General features: G+C 70.6%; 17 protein-coding genes and 2 tRNA genes. 10 read left to right on the top strand and 9 right to left on the bottom strand.

All coding sequences use genetic code 11. From position 1 onward, the window contains the following. Positions 1-308: 308 nt before the first annotated feature. From ACFV3R_RS09755 to ACFV3R_RS09745, 3 genes are all read right to left on the bottom strand, one after another. Complete coding sequence (locus tag ACFV3R_RS09755) at positions 309-1,949, bottom strand: hypothetical protein (protein ID WP_385578342.1); 1,641 nt, start codon at positions 1,947-1,949, stop codon at positions 309-311. 716 nt (positions 1,950-2,665) lie between these two features. After that, positions 2,666-2,803 (bottom strand): hypothetical protein, encoded by a 138-nt coding sequence (locus ACFV3R_RS09750; RefSeq protein ID WP_385578340.1) that lies wholly within the window; start codon positions 2,801-2,803, stop codon positions 2,666-2,668. Between the two features lie 200 nt (positions 2,804-3,003). Then, on the bottom strand, positions 3,004-3,735 hold the full coding sequence (locus ACFV3R_RS09745; protein WP_385579140.1) for a GntR family transcriptional regulator: 732 nt from the start codon (positions 3,733-3,735) through the stop codon (positions 3,004-3,006). A gap of 186 nt (positions 3,736-3,921) precedes the next feature. Here ACFV3R_RS09745 and ACFV3R_RS09740 point away from each other — a divergent pair, with 186 nt between their 5' ends. From ACFV3R_RS09740 to ACFV3R_RS09695, 10 genes are all read left to right on the top strand, one after another. Further along, the gene (locus ACFV3R_RS09740; protein ID WP_385579137.1) at positions 3,922-4,560 is read left to right on the top strand and encodes a WhiB family transcriptional regulator; all 639 of its coding nucleotides are present in this window, start codon (positions 3,922-3,924) and stop codon (positions 4,558-4,560) included. Continuing rightward, entirely contained in the window at positions 4,557-4,841 is a 285-nt protein-coding gene (locus tag ACFV3R_RS09735) for a hypothetical protein (RefSeq protein ID WP_385578337.1), read from the top strand. The genes ACFV3R_RS09740 and ACFV3R_RS09735 overlap by 4 nt, the downstream gene beginning before the upstream one ends. Next, positions 4,838-6,385, top strand: coding sequence for a hypothetical protein (locus tag ACFV3R_RS09730; RefSeq protein WP_385578334.1), 1,548 nt, complete (start codon positions 4,838-4,840; stop codon positions 6,383-6,385). The genes ACFV3R_RS09735 and ACFV3R_RS09730 overlap by 4 nt, the downstream gene beginning before the upstream one ends. 222 nt (positions 6,386-6,607) lie before the next feature. Continuing rightward, positions 6,608-7,663 carry a hypothetical protein gene (locus ACFV3R_RS09725; RefSeq protein ID WP_385578331.1) on the top strand — a complete coding sequence of 352 codons (1,056 nt, stop codon included), beginning with the start codon at positions 6,608-6,610 and terminating at the stop codon, positions 7,661-7,663. Between the two features lie 32 nt (positions 7,664-7,695). Continuing rightward, positions 7,696-8,106, top strand: coding sequence for a hypothetical protein (locus ACFV3R_RS09720; RefSeq protein ID WP_385578328.1), 411 nt, complete (start codon positions 7,696-7,698; stop codon positions 8,104-8,106). Continuing rightward, positions 8,103-9,311: a hypothetical protein gene (locus tag ACFV3R_RS09715; RefSeq protein WP_385578325.1), complete on the top strand. Its 1,209-nt coding sequence runs from the start codon at positions 8,103-8,105 to the stop codon at positions 9,309-9,311. Before ACFV3R_RS09720 ends, ACFV3R_RS09715 begins: the two co-directional genes overlap by 4 nt. Before the next feature lie 215 nt (positions 9,312-9,526). Next, positions 9,527-10,093, top strand: coding sequence for a hypothetical protein (locus ACFV3R_RS09710; RefSeq protein WP_385578322.1), 567 nt, complete (start codon positions 9,527-9,529; stop codon positions 10,091-10,093). Between the two features lie 35 nt (positions 10,094-10,128). Beyond that, the gene (locus tag ACFV3R_RS09705; RefSeq protein ID WP_385578319.1) at positions 10,129-10,773 is read left to right on the top strand and encodes a hypothetical protein; all 645 of its coding nucleotides are present in this window, start codon (positions 10,129-10,131) and stop codon (positions 10,771-10,773) included. Positions 10,774-10,906: 133 nt separating this feature from the next. Next, positions 10,907-11,650, top strand: a complete 744-nt coding sequence (locus ACFV3R_RS09700) for a hypothetical protein (RefSeq protein WP_385578316.1) — start codon at positions 10,907-10,909, stop codon at positions 11,648-11,650. Positions 11,651-11,838: 188 nt separating this feature from the next. After that, a complete protein-coding gene (locus ACFV3R_RS09695) occupies positions 11,839-12,822 on the top strand; it encodes a hypothetical protein (protein ID WP_385578314.1) in 984 nt (327 codons plus the stop codon). 902 nt (positions 12,823-13,724) lie between these two features. Here the strand turns inward: ACFV3R_RS09695 and ACFV3R_RS09690 are convergent. From ACFV3R_RS09690 to ACFV3R_RS09665, 6 genes are all read right to left on the bottom strand, one after another. Beyond that, complete coding sequence (locus ACFV3R_RS09690) at positions 13,725-13,889, bottom strand: hypothetical protein (RefSeq protein ID WP_385578312.1); 165 nt, start codon at positions 13,887-13,889, stop codon at positions 13,725-13,727. 24 nt (positions 13,890-13,913) lie between these two features. Continuing rightward, a complete protein-coding gene (locus ACFV3R_RS09685; RefSeq protein WP_385578309.1) occupies positions 13,914-14,447 on the bottom strand; it encodes a hypothetical protein in 534 nt (177 codons plus the stop codon). Between the two features lie 114 nt (positions 14,448-14,561). Then, positions 14,562-14,634 (bottom strand) — tRNA-Ile (locus ACFV3R_RS09680). Positions 14,635-15,024: 390 nt separating this feature from the next. Then, a tRNA-Arg gene (locus ACFV3R_RS09675) sits at positions 15,025-15,101 on the bottom strand. A 54-nt stretch (positions 15,102-15,155) separates the two neighbouring features. Beyond that, the gene (locus tag ACFV3R_RS09670) at positions 15,156-15,353 is read right to left on the bottom strand and encodes a hypothetical protein (RefSeq protein WP_385578306.1); all 198 of its coding nucleotides are present in this window, start codon (positions 15,351-15,353) and stop codon (positions 15,156-15,158) included. A gap of 142 nt (positions 15,354-15,495) precedes the next feature. Continuing rightward, positions 15,496-16,119, bottom strand: coding sequence for a hypothetical protein (locus tag ACFV3R_RS09665; protein WP_344314853.1), 624 nt, complete (start codon positions 16,117-16,119; stop codon positions 15,496-15,498). Between the last annotated feature and the right edge of the window lie 982 nt (positions 16,120-17,101).

Genomic DNA, 17,101 nt, shown 5'->3' with positions numbered 1-17,101 from the left:
AAACAGCCCGGCTGCGAGACCTGGTCAAGGGGTGCGGTCGGTCGAGTCGAGGCGCGGTCTGCATTCGAGATGATCGATGGCGCCCCGGGCACTCAGCCCCGGGCAACCGCCGGAGGTCGGTGCGTCTGCCGGGGCGACAGGGGAGCGGCGGGTGGCAGCCGCACTTCGAGCACAGCGCCGCGTCGGACGACGCGATGCACGGGGTTCCGCCGGGCCGGTGCCGTGCATCGCCGCGGGGTGCAGTGCATCGCATCCACGATGCTGCCGGTGCCCGTGGTGCGGGTCCGGGCACCCGGGGCAGGCTGCGGTCACGATGCGGCGCACTCGAGTTGGCGGCTGCGACACCGCACACACAGGCCGGCGTTGCCGAGTGCAGGCCGGGTGCACCGGGCACCGCCCCACCCGATGCAGAGCTCTGGCACCCCAGGGGACATCGGCACCGGCGGTGTGCAGGACGCCGTTTGTTCCTCCCTGCAGAGTCGGCACAGCCCGTCTTCGGCCGCACGGTTGATCCGGAAGATCAGGCACCCGCACTCCCGGCACTGGCTGCGAGGAGCGCCTGGTGCTGCCGGGTGGGCCGCGACCTCGGCGCCGAGGGCAGGGACGGGACGTGGTGCGGTCTCTGGTGGCGGTGCGTCGGCTCGGCGCCGATCCTGGAAGATCTCTTCACAGACCGAGCACCGGCGGCCGCTGGTCCACAGGACGCCTGCCTCGCAGTCGAAGATTCCGCAGCCCCAGTGCGGCAGAGCAACGCCGAGGAGCCACCGGCCGGGATCCTTGATCTCGTGGCTCATGGTGCGGGCATACCGGCTGCTGAGCCGGTGCCGGAGACGGGCGTCGTCGATGCCCGAGCGCAACTGGCGGCCGACTTCGCGAGCGATCCGCCGCTGGACGTAGACGCTGGTCTGGCGGAAGAGCCAGTGCACGGGCTCCAGGACGGCGTGGATGCGGGCGCTGATGGTCAGCTCCGGTCCGGCGTACCGGGACGGGCTGGTCAAGGGGGGCATCAAGGGGCTGGTCAAGGGGGGTTGGTTGTCATCCGCGCGCAGCGCGAGCCCGTCCTTGCCCGCTGTCTCCGGCGGCTGCAGCACCAGGTTTTCCACACCTTTACCCACCTGTACTTCGCCTACGGCGGGTGAGGAGGGGGCGCGCTCGTCATCAGGTCGGTCAGTTCTAGGTTCTTCCATAGTCGCGAGCGATCCCGCATCAGCCGACGAACCCGATCCCTCACCAGACCCAGAGGTCGAGGGAGCTCCAGCGGTGTCCGAAGCCGGCTGTCCACAGGCCGGTGCCGCCGAGACGGCGGGCGGGATGTCGTGGGCGATGAAGCGGTGTCGGCCGCGCGCCCCGGCCCGCCGCTCCACGGTGACCCAGCCCGTGGCCTCCAGCTCGTCGACGATCTCGCCCGCGGCCGCCGTGGTCAGCGGCTGGCCGGCCCGACGCCCGCTGTGGTGGTGCAGCGCTCCTGCGATCTCCGACTCCGTCAGCGGGATCCGCTGGACCTGGGCGTAGGCGATGAGGGCGTACGCGCGCAGCTGCCGCGGGGTGAGGTCCTCGGCGGCGGCCACCGGGATCCAGACGAACCGCTCGGTCGCCGTCAACGGCCGGGTGCGGCGCACGGCTGAGGTGCCGCACCCGCCGGGCAAGGAGCGACGGGTCGAGGACAGCTCGACGACGCCGTCGGGTCCGGGCCGCCTCAGCTGCGTCATGCCGCGTTCGACGGAGGCTTTCGACAGGCCGAGGTACTCCGCGATGGTTGCGGTCGCGGCCGTGCAGCCTTCGGGGCGGGAGCCCAGCGCGGCGATCTTGACGTACACGCTCACCGCGACATCGGCGTACTGCGGGGTGGTGATCAGGCGCAGGGGCACCTTGACCCGCTGGCGGCGCGGCGGGCGCGCGACAGCGCCCGCTGGGGGCGGGGCGGTGAGTACTGCTGCTGTGCGGGGCACGCTTCTCCTGGCACACCGGTGCCGCGAAGGCGGCGACCTGGGCGCGCTGGGTCTCGACGGCGTCCTCGGAGGACGCGCGGTCTGGGGTCTGGCCAAAGGCACTCGGACGGAAGCTGAAGGAGCGAGGCCTTCAGCTGCTACGGGTGTCGAAAAGCCCGGCGGTGTGACAGCCGGCTTGAGGAATTCCCCGAAGGCCCTGTGACCTGCAGGTCAAGGGGGTGCTCAAGACCGCGGCCGGCCCCCTTGACCAGAGCTGGGAACGGCCGCCTTCCCGGGCCCGCAGCCGAGGAGGCGGCACCCCTGGTCAAGGGGTGCCGACCAGACCTGGTCAAGGGGGGAGGGACGAGTGCGCCGCGCGCCAGGGTTCCCGATGCCGTGCGAGCCGGCCAGGCGGACACAACATGTGGCGGTGTCGTCACGGATGGGCGAAATATCGCCGCGGACGCCGGGCAATGGGGGCGTCCGAGCTGACAAAGGGCATGGCTGTACTGCAAGATGGACCCCGTTCTCCCGGGTCGCCCCGGGAAACGACGAACCCCTTCGGGGGGATTGCTGCTGGAGGGCAGTGATTGCCGGACCATTTCGGTCTGGCCTTCGCTCGGACTGGGCCGCTAACCCGGGACTGAGCGGTGACGGCCGGCAGAGGAGTTGCTAGCTCCGAAGCCGGCGGAGAGGGCGAGGAGCGGCCTTTGCTAGAGGCGCCCGCCCGGCGGTTGCTACGACATGATCGACTCCCCCTTCCCGGGGGACTGCTCCATGCGCTCGGATCGGACCGCACCGGGAGAGATCCGCAGCAGTGTCACGCACGCCGCGCGAAACTCGCCCGGGGTGCGGAACTGCACGGTGCTGGTCATCAGAGAACCGCCTTCTCGGTTCACCGGGGCCCTGACTGGGCGCTGCGCGCCTGGGCCCCGGGGTGAGGCGTAGTGGATCAAGCGGAAGCCACCCTATCCCCTGTAAGGGGCCGCGCACACGCATCCGGACCGTTGTCGTTGGGCCGTATCCGGAGCGTGGAAATAGTGCGACAGAAAGGGTGAGTTGGGCGAGGAAGTGCTCAACTGCCGCTTTCGGTGACGATTGTCATCCGATCTGCCCTAACTACCGTCAGAAGGTAGGAATTAGGGCGTTCGTCGATGAAGCCCACTCTCCGGACTTCCAGGACTGTGAGGCCGTGTCCCCTGAGCAGTCTGTTCTCCTCGGCTGTCGCGGGCCGCGCGGACCAGCGGCTGCTGTGTGCCGTCTCCTGTCCCGTGGCGCTGGTGACGAAGGGTTCCATGGCGGCGGCGTCCCCGCCGTCGGGCGCGTCGATCGCGGTCGGGGTGAGGAGTGTCTGCAGGGCCCAGGGCGTCCCGGCGTGGAGCAGGGTGGCCCGGTGGACGAAGAGCCGCGCACCAGGCGGGAGGTGGAGCGCTTCGGCTGCCCGCTCGTCGACGGCCCTGGCGCCGGCCTGCAGGTCGGCGTGGCCGAGGCTGTCCGCGTCGACGGGGTGGAGGTGGCCGTCGCCGGACAGGCGGACCTCCAGATGGGGAAAGGGCTGTAGGACCCGCGTTCTGCGCCGGGGGGCCATCTCGACCAGCCCCTCGGCCTCGAGGAGCCGCAGTGCCTGACCCAGTGTGTTCTGTGCGACGCCGTACCTGTCGGCCAACTCCCGCTGCCCCGGCAAGGCTTCTCCGGGTGCAAACGTGCCCGCCGTGATGTCGGCTCGTAGTGCCGCCGCGGCGCGTTCGTGCGGGTGATGGGACGTCATGCCCACATCTTGCCGCACCAGCCACTGCTCCCTGGCCATGTGATCCACGGGCTCCTCCTTGCTTGACGTGATCGGCAACGCCATGCATTATCTGACTCATCTGACGCAGTCAGTTAAGTCAGATGGGGCGTGGAAAAGCAAGCGGCCCCCGGGGCTGGTACCCCCGGGAGGCCGCAGCGCCTCATCTCGCACATCCGTCACAGGAGATGAGAACGCGTGAACACCATGATGGCAGCCCACGAGCTGCCCCCGAGCCCGACTGGTGAACCGGCCGAAGCCGATATCGCTCGATACATCGCCGGAACCGAGCCGATCGACAGCCTCGTCGCCGGCGGATACCTCGCCGGCGACGACGGCGACCTTGTCACCCAGCAGTTCCGTGCTCCTCAGCTGCGCCGCGCGCTCACCCACTCGGTGTGCCACGCGGTCCGTCCGGACGTCAACGACTTCTACCAGGAGGACGGCGAGCCGGACGACGAGTGGAAGCAGCGCCGCGCCCGCACGGTCCGCGACCACTGCACCGTGTGCCCGGTACGTGCGGCATGCGCCGAGCTCGCGCTGCGCGACGACGACACCGTCGGGATCCGCGGCGGCCTCGTGCCGGAAGAGCTCGAGCGGCGCCTGGCGGCGGAGTCGGACCGTGTCGCCGCGGCCCGCGCCGAGGACGAGCACGCTGCCTCCTCGCAGCAGGCCCGGATTGCCGCGGCGGCCGAGGTACAGCGGCTCGCCGGCCAGTACCTCGGCGGATCGGTGCCCGCCGACAAGCGCGAGAAGAACCGCCTCGCGGTCACCAAGGCCCTCCAGCGCCGCGACGAGCTCGTCGCCGCCCACCGCCGCAACGCCGGCTGGACGGAGGCCGCATGAGCCCCGCCGCCGACGGCCGCGCCCTCACCCGCGCCCTGGTCAGTTCCCTCGCCCGCCGCGACGACGCCGTCTTACTGCCCGTCCTCGTCCCGGCCGGCGCGCAGGCACCGAGCATCCACCCCCTCACCATGCTGCTCCTGGCCCAGCTCCGCCAGGTGACCCTCGAGCGCGACGCCTACCGGGCGTGGATCACCCAGGACCCGGCGCCGCCCGGCGGCGAGCAGCTGCACCCCCGTGCCGCCGACGCGGCCGACTTCCTCGCCAGGAGGGATTCCCCGTGATCTACGACCTCGTCCCCCGCGGCGGGGCGGCAGCCGAGCTCCTGGGTAGCTGGCAGTTCGTCCTGGGGGCGCTCGTCCTCACCATCGGCCCGGCCATCGCCGTCCGCCGGCACCGGGTCGCCATGGCCACGCTCAGCGACGACGAACGCGCCGCGGCCGCCGATCGTCGCGGCCGCCGCATCGAGGACGTCCTCACCGTCGTCATCGCCGCAGCCGCGGCCGCGCTGTCGGCCACCGGGCTACGCAGGGTCGGCCGCCACCAGATGGGCCTGACCGATCCCTTCGACCTCCTGCCCTTCGTCGCCCTGGACGTCGCCGCCATGGTCTGCGGACGTCGAGCGCGCCGCCGCGCCCGCGCCGGCGAAGGCCCGGGCCTGTCCGGAACACTCTTCTGGGTCCTCGCCGGCATCAGCGCCGTCTTCTCCGCCGCCGAGGCCGCCTCCCCGCTCGGCTCCGCCGTCCGCGCCGTATGGCCGGTGCTGGCCGCCGTGCTCTGGGAAATCGGCTCGCTTGAGGAACGCCGCGCAGCCCGCGCCGGGCGCGGCCGCCCCGACCGCCGCATCGCCCTGGTGCGCCTGTTCCATCCCGTCGAAGCCTTCCGCGTCGCGCTGCTGCTCGCCGCACGCCAGGACCTGTCGCAGGAAGAAGCCACCGCCGACGTCCGCGTCGGCAGAGCCGCCTACCGCTGGTACCGGCTTCGCCGCGCACAAGAGGCGGTCAAGCACGCCGGCGGGATGACCCGCTGGGCATACCGTCTGGCCGAGATCCATGCCGACACCCGTGCCCAGCGTGCCAGCGAACGGGCGGGATGCTCCGACACCCATGTCCTGGAGCGGGTCGTCGCCCGGCTGCAGATGCGTGTCCTTCAGACGGACATGGCGGGGATGAACCTGCGCACCACCAAGGCCTTCGACCAGCTCCGCGCCACCCTGATCGGCACCATCCCGGCCATCCCCCCACAGCATGCCGCGCCTCATCCTCCCGGCCCATCCCACCCGGGCGGCGAAGAGAACCCCCAGCTCACAGCGGGGATGGGTGAGGACGAGGACGTGTCGGACGCCGGTGACGAGGCAGATGCGACCGGGCCCCACCCGTCTGAGGACACACCGAGGGATGAGTCGGCACTGACCGACCACAAGACCGACGACGAGGTCATGGCCGCGTTCATTGCGACCGTGCCACGCGGGGATGACGGTGCCTTCGCCTGGGGCATCAACAAGTGCGCCAGTGCCCTCGGCATCGGCAACAAGCGGGCGAAGCGGTTCCTGAGGACACAGCGTGAGTGGCTGCCCGAGGCGCTCAAGGCCCATGCCGCGCCCGACGGTGAGGCCGCCGAGGACCGGCTCGACCACTTCGACGTAGCGGTCGCGGTCGGCAACGGCCTCCAGCCGGCCGAAGCCGTCCGCCCCCTCCTGCTCCCCGCCCGCACCTTCGCCGCGGAGCAGCTGCTGGACGAAGGCCTCGACCAGGCCGCAGGCGACGGTTACGCGCAACTCGGCAATGGCCTCCTCGTCCCCGCCGGCGCCGGCGCCCGGCAGCCCTGACGCGACGCTCCGCAGGGCGCCGTGATGCTGCCCGCGAGCACGACCATGAGGACCGCACCCCATGACCACCTTCGATGAGCACGTCAACGAAGCTCTCGCCCTTATCGCCCGGGACCGACGGACATCGGCCCGTCCGCGCCCCGCACAGCCCGCTCGCGCAACGCGGAGGAGCCGGCACCTGGCTCTTGTGCCGCGCCCCGACGCTGAGCGGAGGACCGCTCGATGAGCGACACCCCCTTCACACGGGTCCGGAGCCGCACACGGCGTGCCCGCCGCGCCTCGGCGGGCCATGTGCCCACCGCTGCCGAACATGGGCACCACCGTGTCGGAGCGGACGAGAAGCTGATCCGCCGCATGCTGGCCAAGGTCGGCGCGCGCCCGGTCGGCTACGCCGAGCCCCTTGCCGACGACATCCGTCCCGCAGACCCGGGCCCGGGCGCACCGCAGTCCACGGTGACCGCGGCGCCAGGCCGGCCACCTGCCGACGAGCGACCCTCGGACCGGCAACCGGCCGCGAGCACCGCCTCCCAGCTCGGCGCCGCCCGCCTGCCGGACTGGCGCCTGCCCGACAAGCCCGAACTCACCATCCCGGACGAGGCCGACGAGCCGGCAGAGCCGGAGCACGAGCAGGAAAGGGAGCCGGAGGACGACGTGGTCCAGGAGGACCCCGTCGCCGGCCGCCCGCGGCTGCGCGACCGCGTACGCACGTGGGTGGGCAACGCCGCGAACGACGCAGGCGAAGCCGGTGCCGGGGAGACGCCGGGAGACGAAGCCCCCGAACCTGGCGAGGAGTCCGAGGAGAACGGCGACGAGCCGGCTGCCCCGAGCCGGCGGCGCAGGGCCGAGGCACTGAAGAAGACGGCACAGCAGCGCCACCGCCCCTGGCGGGCCGGCCGCCCGCCGTTTGCCGCCCCCGGCATCGCGCAGATCATCCGGCCGGCGCCGGATCGCCGCTCGTTGATCGAGGCGATCCGGTCCACACCGCCCCAGGTCACCTGGCTGCTCTACTCCGGGAGCGCACTGGGCGTGGGGTTCTGGCGCGGCTGGCCCCAGTGGGTCCGCGACGGCGTCGCCTTCCTGGTCAGGGAACACCCCACCCTCAACGACTTCTACAGCTGGACCTGCTACGGCATCGCGGCAGGCGTCCTGCTCCTGGACTACCGGGCACGGAAGTGGATCTGGCCCCTGGCCTGGGCGGCCCGGATCCCGTCCGCCTGCCTCGTCGCCGGTGTGGCGATGTACGGCGACCCCACCCCCATCTCCCAGATGACGTTCTGACGTCGCCGCACCGTAAGGAACGGAAACACCCCATGAGCTTCCTCACCGGCGTCGGCGTCTTCGGAGTCGCCGCCATCCTCACCGTCGTGCTGTGGTTCGGCACGAAGGACAACGAGAACGGGAAGGCCGGCCCCCTGCCGTGGTGGGCGTGCGTCCTGCTCCCGCCCATCGCCGGCGCGGCGTTCGTGGCCGCAGGATTCCCCTTCGACACCGTCTCCTCGCTCGTCAACGACATCATCAGCCTGATCGGGAAAGCCTTCCCGAAGCTCACGATGCCGGCGCTGGCCGGCGTCCTTGTGGCGCTCGCCCTGTTCAAGAAGCTCAGCCGCCGGGGCTTCTCGATGCTCTTCCTCTTCCTCTTCTATGTGGCCTCCGGCGCCGCCGGCCCATGGGGACAGCTGGCCGACCGCATCTCGGCGATCGCACAGAGCATCGGCTCATGACCGCCCTGCCACACCTGCGCCCGATCCCGGACGACGACTCGGCCTCCGGGACGATCCCGCAGGGGGACGACGCCAGCACGACGAGCTCTCCCACGGCCGGGACGATCGACGACGTCCTTCCTCAGGAACAGGACACCGACAGCGCGGAAGAGCAGGGGCAGGACGACGCTCCCCGTCGCGCGCTGGCGATGCCGGACCTTCGCCCGTACGTCGTTGTGGACCGCAGCACGGCAGCGGAGTTCGGCTCGCTGGTTGCCGAGGTCACCAGCACGGCCGGCCGCCGCATCGCGCGGCGCCTGGCCGGCGTCCCGCGCTTCCTGTGGACGCCCCTGCGCACCGGGACACGCGTTCTCCTGACAGTCGGGAGGGCGTGGTTCACCGGTGACGTCGCGCCGAAGGTCTCGCCGGTGACCCGCCTGCTGGTGATCCCCGGCCTGGTCGTCTACACCGCGGCGCACACCGCGGCCGTCTACCCCTTGGTGCCGCTCGCCCTGCTCCCGGCCTGGCCGGCGGCGGCCGTGATCGCGGAGAGATGGGCCACCCAGGTCCTGCGCACCCGCCCGGCCAAGGGCGCCACCAAGCCGTCGGCCAAGCAGGCCAGGGCAGCAGCGCGCTCCTTGACGGACCGCCTGGCCGATGTGCTGAAGCCGCCCGCCCACGCTCCGGCGGCCGACCCGGCGGGCCCTTCGGCCGTCGCCCCGGCCGACGGCGGGACGGCCACGGCCCAGGCCGCACGGGAGACCGCCGAGGAGGACGTCGAGCCTCCTGCGGAAGGGCCCGTGGAAGACCCTCTCACCGCCCTGCTCCGGGAGCTGATCGGAACGGACAACGGAGTCCACCTGCAGGACCTCCGGCCGGCCATGCGAGAGCGGCTCCCCGGTCTCCAGGACGCCAGCGATGAGGAGCTGCGCGGGCAGCTGCTCCAGGCCGGCTACGACCCGTCCCGTAAGTTCCGCGCCAGGGGCAAGGCAGGGCGGGCCGGTGTGCACCGGGACGAGCTGCCTCCCTTGCCCTCCTCCGCCGAATCCCCATCCACGGTCTCCGGGCCGCTCTCCGCACGCGGAGAGCGTCGCCGACCTGCGGACTCTCCGCACCGCTCTCCGCTGCTCTCCGGGGGCGGAGACCCGGCGAAGAGCGGGGTGCGCATCGTGCCGGACCCGGAAAGAGGGCCATCGGCATGGCGGGTTGAGCACCTTGGGAAGTGAGCCGACCCGGCGGGAGACACACCCGCGCGCCACGGTTGCCGTCCCGGGGCGGCCATCCGGTCGGCGGGGGCCGAACTCCCGCTAGGTGTTGCATATTCGAGTCTCAAAATGTAATTTGATGTTGCCGGGGTGATCTTCCGCCCCGTGTCACACGCCGCTCGCGCTCGACACCTGTAGCAGACGAGCACACCCACACACGCCCAGGAGACACCGTCGTGCCCACCGCCCGTTCCCTCGCCCTCACCTCGACGGCCGCCGCTGCTCTCCTCCTTCTGACGGGCTGCTCCCAAGAACCCCTCCGGCACGGCGAGGTCATCGACAAGGAAGGCCACGCCGGTTACTGGGTCCAGGAGTACAAGAACATCTACCGGGACAAGTGCACCGACATCCACACCAGCGCCTTCACCATGTCCCTCTCCGGCCGCACGGTGGGCGGCACCGGCGGCAGGAGCACCACCACCGGCGGCGGTGGCAGCAAGAGCCTCACCTCAGGCGGAACCGGGAAGAGCAGCTCCGGCAAGACGAGCGGTTCGACGACAGGCGGCGGCACGCTCAACAAGCCGCGCGCGACCGGCGGCACCACCTCCAACTCGTCAGGCTCCTCCAGCGGCGGCACCCAGCCGACGAAGCAGTGCCAGCAGGAGTACGTCGGCCGCAAGAAGACCGGCAAGCGATGGGAACCCGGCCAGTACAAGCTCAAGCTCCGCGACGACGACCGCACGGGCTGGATCAAGGTCTCCAAGCACACCTACGACACAACCGACCTTCACGACCACGTCTGATCTGGACGCACCACAACCCCAAGGAGACCGAGCCCGTGCCGCCGCTGCCGACCGACGAGGTCGACCCCTACCCGCACTTCACCCAGCCCCAGCTCCACCCCGTCCCCGACTCCCCCTGGCTCGGCCGGACCGTCTGCGGCCCCTACCGCGCCCGATCCACGGTCGTGCGCGTCTACGCCACACCCTTCGGCGGGGACGTAGCCCTCTGCCTCCACCGGGCGGACGTCTTCGACACCCTCCGCCTGGAGGCGACCGACATGCTCTCCACGCCCGAGCACCCCGCTGCCCAACGCACGACGTACCTCCGCAACTACCGCCGACTCCTCAGCCTCCACGGCACCCTCGCCGAGGGCAGAGCAACGCGGCAGACACACCTCGCCATCCAACGCCGGTCCGCTTTCTACGCACGGTTTCGCAACGCCAAGATCTACGTAGAAGCCGCCCTCCTCGAACGCGTCCAAGCCGGCGACCCCGTCGTCAGCAACCTCGGCGTCCAGATGACCGTGACCGACCCGGACATCAGAAGAGACCGGCTCTGGGGCTGGCGCACCCACATGCAGGTCGAACTCACCCCCCAGTTCCACCACTTCACCACGGCCTGGAACTGGCCCAACGGCCAGAGCACCTGGCACCTCCCCCACGAAGGGTGGGGGCTGCTGCCCACCCTCGACCTCATCTGACCCACACCACGACAGGACCACGAGCCATGGCCCGACGTTGCGCCCTTCACCCCGGCGACCCGCTGCCACGCGACCAGTTACCCACGCCACCCCGACCCCGCAACCACACCCCCCCGCGAACCGGAGCCAGACCATGACTGCCCCCGATGCCACCTCCGACCCGGCCCCCTTCCCCATGCTCCTCGGCGCCCAGGTCGAGGCGCACGCACTCATCGTGCGCCGCGAGACCTGCGACGAACTCGCCGCGATGCTCCGCGACAACGGCCACACCCTCGCCGCCAACCTCGTGGACGAAGACCGCGACTTCACCGAGCTGTCCCGCTCCCTGGCCGCCATCCGCAGCACACCGAAGCCCCAACACCGGCAGCACTGCCGTCCGTTCGACTGCCGATGCGGCTGCGACCGGGCACAGGACTGCCTCGACTGCCACCGGTGCACGTGCTGGCGCGCACAGTGCTGCGCCCAGGCCGCCGTCGTCCACGCCCGCGCGCGGACCCGCAGGGCCGCACTGCGCCGGCTCCTGGACAGCGTGGACCTGGAGATGCTGACCGAGCTGCGTGAGACCGTCGCCGAAGCCGAGGAAAACGCCCTGCGCAACACGATCGCCCGCCGGCTCCACCTCCTGGCGCCGGCCACCGGCCGCCGCTACACCCACGCCGTCTTCGACGCCAGCCGCTCCAAGCTGGGCATGAGCCACGCCGACTACCGTCTCCGCGACGTAGAGCTGTACGACGAAGAACACGACACCCCCACGGCCGTCGACCTGAACGACGAGGTGCTATCCGCCGCGCTCGGCACCCTCGCCACGCTGCTGCGCCCCGACGACGACGCGGAACTCACCGTCGATCTCGCCTGCACGGTCACCACCACCGGCTGACCGAACTGCGCCCCAGCCGAGGGCCGTACGCCCGCTCCCGACCGGATCTCCCGATCGCCCCGCCGACGAGACACCGGCCCGGGAGCGAAGCGTCCGGCGTACACCCCTGCGCGAACCGGGGAAGCCAACGACCCGGCGGCAGCGCCCTGGCCACCGCGGATCAACGAACCACCACCCAGGAGACAGAGATGCCCACCACCCTGCAGCCCGAGCACATCATTCGCGCCTACCGCCGAGAGCGCCCGTCCATCACCCGCCTGCTCCTCGAAGCGCGCTGGGCGCACTACCAGCTCGCCTACACCCTGGAGCACACCCCCGACAGCAGCTTCGTCCCCACACTGCGCCGCCACCGGTTCCTCCACCTCGGCGCGCTGTGCGACGTACTCGCCCTGCGCACTCAGGACCCCGACCTGTACGAAGCCGCCCGCGACTACGGGGAACTGCTCCGGGCTGCCGACGGCCTGGACCTCCACGACCACCCTCGCAACGGCCTCGACCACCTCCGCACACAACACGGCCTCGCACACGGCCACACCAACGGCGCCGCCGCCCTCACCCAGACGTCCACCACCCCTGCACAGAAGAGCCCGCTGCCGAGCCACCGCGCCGCGCCCTGGCTGGTTCACCAGATGTGCGACACCTACACCTGGGCCGCCCTGGGACGCTCGCCCCAGTTCCCCCACATCGACGTGACGGACGACAGGCGCCGACACCTGATCACCCGGGGCATCCTCCTCGACTGGGCCTCATCGGCAGCCCCGGCGGACACCGCGACCGCCGCCGCGGCCGCTCAGGCCGGCCACACCCTGCGGACCTTCGACGGTCGGCCCACCCTCAACGACCATGACGCTCGCGCCTACCTCCTGGACGCCCTCCACGACCTCGACGACCACGACGAAGACGAAGACCCCCACCCTCAGGACTGCGCAGGCGGGTGCGCCGGCGACGGAGAGATCCTCACCGTACTCACCTGGGAACACCACGGTGACGGCATCTACACGCCTGTCCACCAAGAACCGATCGCTTGCCTCGGCACCACCACCGGACATGCCGCCGACTGCGCCACCTGCGACGGCCACGGCTACACCTACACCCGTGGATACCGTGACCTCTGCCTCGACGGCCGAACCCCGGACGACGACCGCGAACTCTCGCCGCCCCGGGGCGACTGATCCCGGCAGCTCCGACCACGCGCCGCCACCGATCCCCCTGCACCCCAGGGCCCTACAACCAGCTTGACGCCCGACCGTAGGCCCAGTGATTTCTCCCCCCTCGGTGGGGGAGAAATCTCCCCCACCGTCACAGAGAATTCTCTCCCCCCGGTCGGCACCCCGAGGCGAGGCAAAGGGAGGAGACTTCTCCCCCACCTGGGAGAAGGGGAGAAATCACCCCTCCCGGTGGCCGAAGCGAACACGCCGGGAGGGGAGATTTCTCAGCCCTGCGCCGTGTCAAGGAGGGGGGGAGAAATCACCCCCCACGTCGCACAGCCCGGAACGCAGGCCGTGGAGGCCCCGCAACGGAGGCGCCCTACGAGGCGCCTTACGAGGCGCTCTACGAGGCGTCCCACGAGGCGCCTTACGAGGCGCTCTACGAGGCGCCTCATCAATCCGAGCCGGGCGGGAGAAGCCGCACGTCACAGGCCCGGTCAAGGGGGGCCAGCCGCGCCGACTACTTCTCTACGAGACCCCCAAGGGCATTGAGGACCCAGCGAAGAACAACAGACCAACAACGGAAGGGCGACAGCCGGCGGGCACACAAGATCGGCGACAGCAACCAACACGGACGCAGGGAACAGGGACGGGCCGAACCGAGGAAAACGAAGAGCACACCAACACGATCAAGCCGAAGAGCCGAAGCAGAAGAACAGAAGAACAAACCGAAGCACCACACACACCGAAGCAACAAGCCGAACAGATGAGACGACAGGCAGGACAGCGACGAAGGACCGGACACAGACCACGAACCAGGCGGAGACCGAGCAGACAGACAGCGGCGGACCCGGGAACGCCTGCGGCCCCGCCCAGCGGATCGCTGAGCGGGGCGCAGAGGAGAGGCGGAGGGGGGAGGGGCAGGATCACTCACTCGCGCGGATCATCCGCCACGCTGCGGCCCGCCCGCTGGCACGGAAGCGCTCGCCCGCGTCTACACGGGCCGCTCGTGCCCGCTGGAACGCGGCGGCGGCCGTCATGTCGCCGCTCGCTGCGCGGGCCAGAAGAGCGGCCATCTTGTCGTCGTCCATCGGATGTCCCTTCAGTGCCATAGCTCAGACGTGCCGGTTGTTGTCGTAGGTCAGTTCAAAGTCGGACCCGTCGTCGGTGAAGCGGAACCCGGCGTGCAACAACGCTGCGGCCACCTCGACCCGGACGCCGCCGTTGTTCTCCTCGATCCAGGGGGCCGGGGCGGTGCGCTGCTCCTTCTCGGTGGCGTGCCACCAGAACACCTTCACCCAACTGCCCCCGGTGTGGACGTAGACACCGCTCCCCCCGGGCCGCATCCACCGGGCCATCTGGACCCCGGCGGCCCGGAGCGCGGCCGACACAGCCTTCCCCAAGCGGTCGTTGCCGTCGATCTTGGCGCGGTTCGCATCCATGATCGCGGTCACGTCGTCCGGGGTGGCCGGGTAGTACGTGACCGTGCGTCCGGTCCGCTCGAAGGTGATCGTGCGTGAGCCGTCAGCGTGGTGCTCGGTGGGGTTGTGAGCGGCTTGGGCATCGACGATGCGGGCTTCTGTGAGGCCCTGCCCGGTGGCGCCGGTGTACTTGAACCAGTCGGTCGCGATAGCAGCAGAGTGCGTCATGGAAGGCCCTTCGGCGCGGAGTGGGAAGTAGGGCGGCCTGAGCCGCTGGGCGAGGCGGACGATTCCCGCCCTCGCAATGACTACATTACCGGCTGATACTCGAATAAGCAACGGTTGCGCCGACGGGGCTCGAACCCGTGACATCGCCCTTATAGGAGGCGCGCTCTGCCAACTGAGCTACGGCGCATTGTGACCCGTCCGCGCCACCCGTACCCACCCGGAGCCCGTTGGACGGGCGCGGACGGCACAGACGGAGTCAGTGTGCCCTGGGGCCGTATGACGCGCCCCAGGGAGCCGCCCCCCAAGGGCGCGGCCAACTCCCCGTCGCCGGGGAGAGTCTGGCGGGGTCGCAGGGCATTTCTACCGGCAGCGGCCATCCTGCGAGACGACCACGACCGACGCGTTCCGGAGACCCCCGGCCACCTCGCCGGGCAGGGTCAGGAGAGCCGCAACGGGAACCGCGAGCGCCACGACACCGAGCAGCAGCCCCAGCACGACCCCAGTCCTACGGCCGATCACCGGCTCATTCATCAGATCTCCCGTTCGCGTGTGAAGTGGTGCATAGAGGTTGGGTGGTTGGTGGTGCCGACGGGAATCGAACCCATGGCCTCGCCCTCCGCAGGGGCGCGCTCTGTCCATCTGAGCTACGGCACCGAACCCGGCCCGGGGCTGGGGGGGGTGGACCCCGGACCGGGAGTATGTGGAAGTTCAGGCAGTGAATCCGGAAGAAAGGGCACGCTCCCGCGCGTCCTCCAAGTCGTTCATGGCGAAGATCCAGGCCAGCCGCTCATTCGACCCGGGCTCGCCGTACGGAAGCCCGGTCTCCGGGCAGAGCACGACCTGTTCGGCAGTCTTTGCGGGGGAGGGCGCAACAGCCTTCGCGGAGCGGCGGAACAGGGCGAACATGGAGGCTCCCAGGGGTGGACTGATGCCGGCCCCGACGGCCCGGCTGATATGACTACAGTACACGATGGAAAACGGATGTGCAACGCGCCGGGAGGGCGGGCCCCTGGAGGGGGTGCGGGGGCCCGCCCTGCCCTGGCGGGAGTTACGCGGTCTTGTAGCCGTTGAGCTTGTCGGTGAGTTCGGCCTTGGCGAGCTGGAGGGCCTGGATCTTGGCGTTGATCTTGTCGATGTCGTGCTGGACGGCTTCGGCGCGCTTGGCGTCGAGGAACTTGGCGTAGGCGGCCTCGCGGGCGGGGGTGTTCTTGTCGTTCTGGTAGGTGGTGACCAGGGCGGTGATGAGGTCCTGGACCTTGGTGAAGGTCTCCTTGGTGGCGCGCTCGGAGGGGGCGTTGGTGGGGTAGGCCGCCGCGAGCAGGACCCGGCGGAAGTTGATCAGGGGCGTGGTGTCGGTGTCCGTCTCGGTGGTCAGGTCGGCCGGGTTGACCAGGTGGTGACCGACCACGTAGGGCTGGTTGCCGTCGCCCAGCATCGGGACGTCGGTGCGCTCGTGGCGGTCGATGCTGCCCTTGCCGAACTGGATGTTCAGCAGGCCCGGGACGGCCGGGTCCAGCTCGTAGTTCGGGTGGACCACGACCGTGCCGATCGGGAACACCGCGTCCTGGAAGACGCGGGACAGGTCGTAGACCGCCTCGCCGTTCTCGCCCGTCTCGACGGTGTACGAGTAGGTGGCACCGGCCGGGGTGGTGAACGTCTGGGTACCGGACATGAAGATCCCCTCCATCAGGGTCAGCGGGTTGGTTTCTCGGCCGGCTCGTTCTCCCGACCTCGTGATAACTACAGTACACGATGAACAGAGAACGTGCAACGCCAGAGGGGGAGTCCCCTTCTACGCTTCTACGAACCGCGCTCCGTTTAGGAACTTCACCCAGCCCTGACGTCCGCCCCGGCCTCCGGTCGCGAGCCGCCCGCCCCCGCGCCCCGACGGTCCCGCCGCCCCGAGCTGTCCGGCGCGGACGCCCGCGAAAGCGCCCTCGCGCGCTCGGCCCGCATCGAATCACGCGCGAATCTAACGCCCCGGAATCGGCACCCCGGAACCCGTGCGGGACCGGCGCGCGAATCTAACGCCACCCGCGCGCGGGCGCGTTGAAAGCCTCGCGAATCTAACGGTGACGCCCCGCCGCCCCCGCCCGGAAGTTGCCGATTCTAACGCCCCGCCAATCCGGGGCCGGTGAATCTAACGCCCCCGGGATGCGCCCCCGAATGCCCCTGGTGCCGTTCTCCCGCCCGTACCCGCCGCCGCCCTTCCCTGACTGCCAACTGCCCCGTAAACTGGGGCCTGTGGCGCACAGCGGGCCGCACGGCCCCCACCGTCCGCCCGGCGGGCATGCCCGGGGCCGACGTCCCGTCAATTCCCCGTTGCATAACTTGCTTTCACCCGCATCGGGTGCCTATACTGGACTCGCACGGCAGGAAAGCAGGAAACCGGCAGTCAACACACCAGCCGGACACCGGAAAACCCGCCGAGAAACCCCACGAAAACCGGCAGGAAAAGACAGGGCCAGACCCCTCACCCCCTAGCCAGCCATTCAGTAACCCCAACCCCCGGAAACCGGAACCGGATTCACGGCCGCACCACCCACCGGCCCCCGGCCCGCCCCGCGGGCCGGCTCCACGGCCGGCCTTTGGCCGGCCGGTCAGCGCTCCGCGCTGACGGTCTGTCAGAGGGCGCCCCGCGCCCTCTGTACCCG

The sequence above is a fragment of the Streptomyces sp. NPDC059740 genome (assembly GCF_042733155.1).
Lineage (GTDB): Bacteria > Actinomycetota > Actinomycetes > Streptomycetales > Streptomycetaceae > Streptomyces.
The sequence above is the reverse complement of the archived record's forward strand: the minus strand, read 5'-3'. Positions and strand labels throughout refer to the sequence as shown.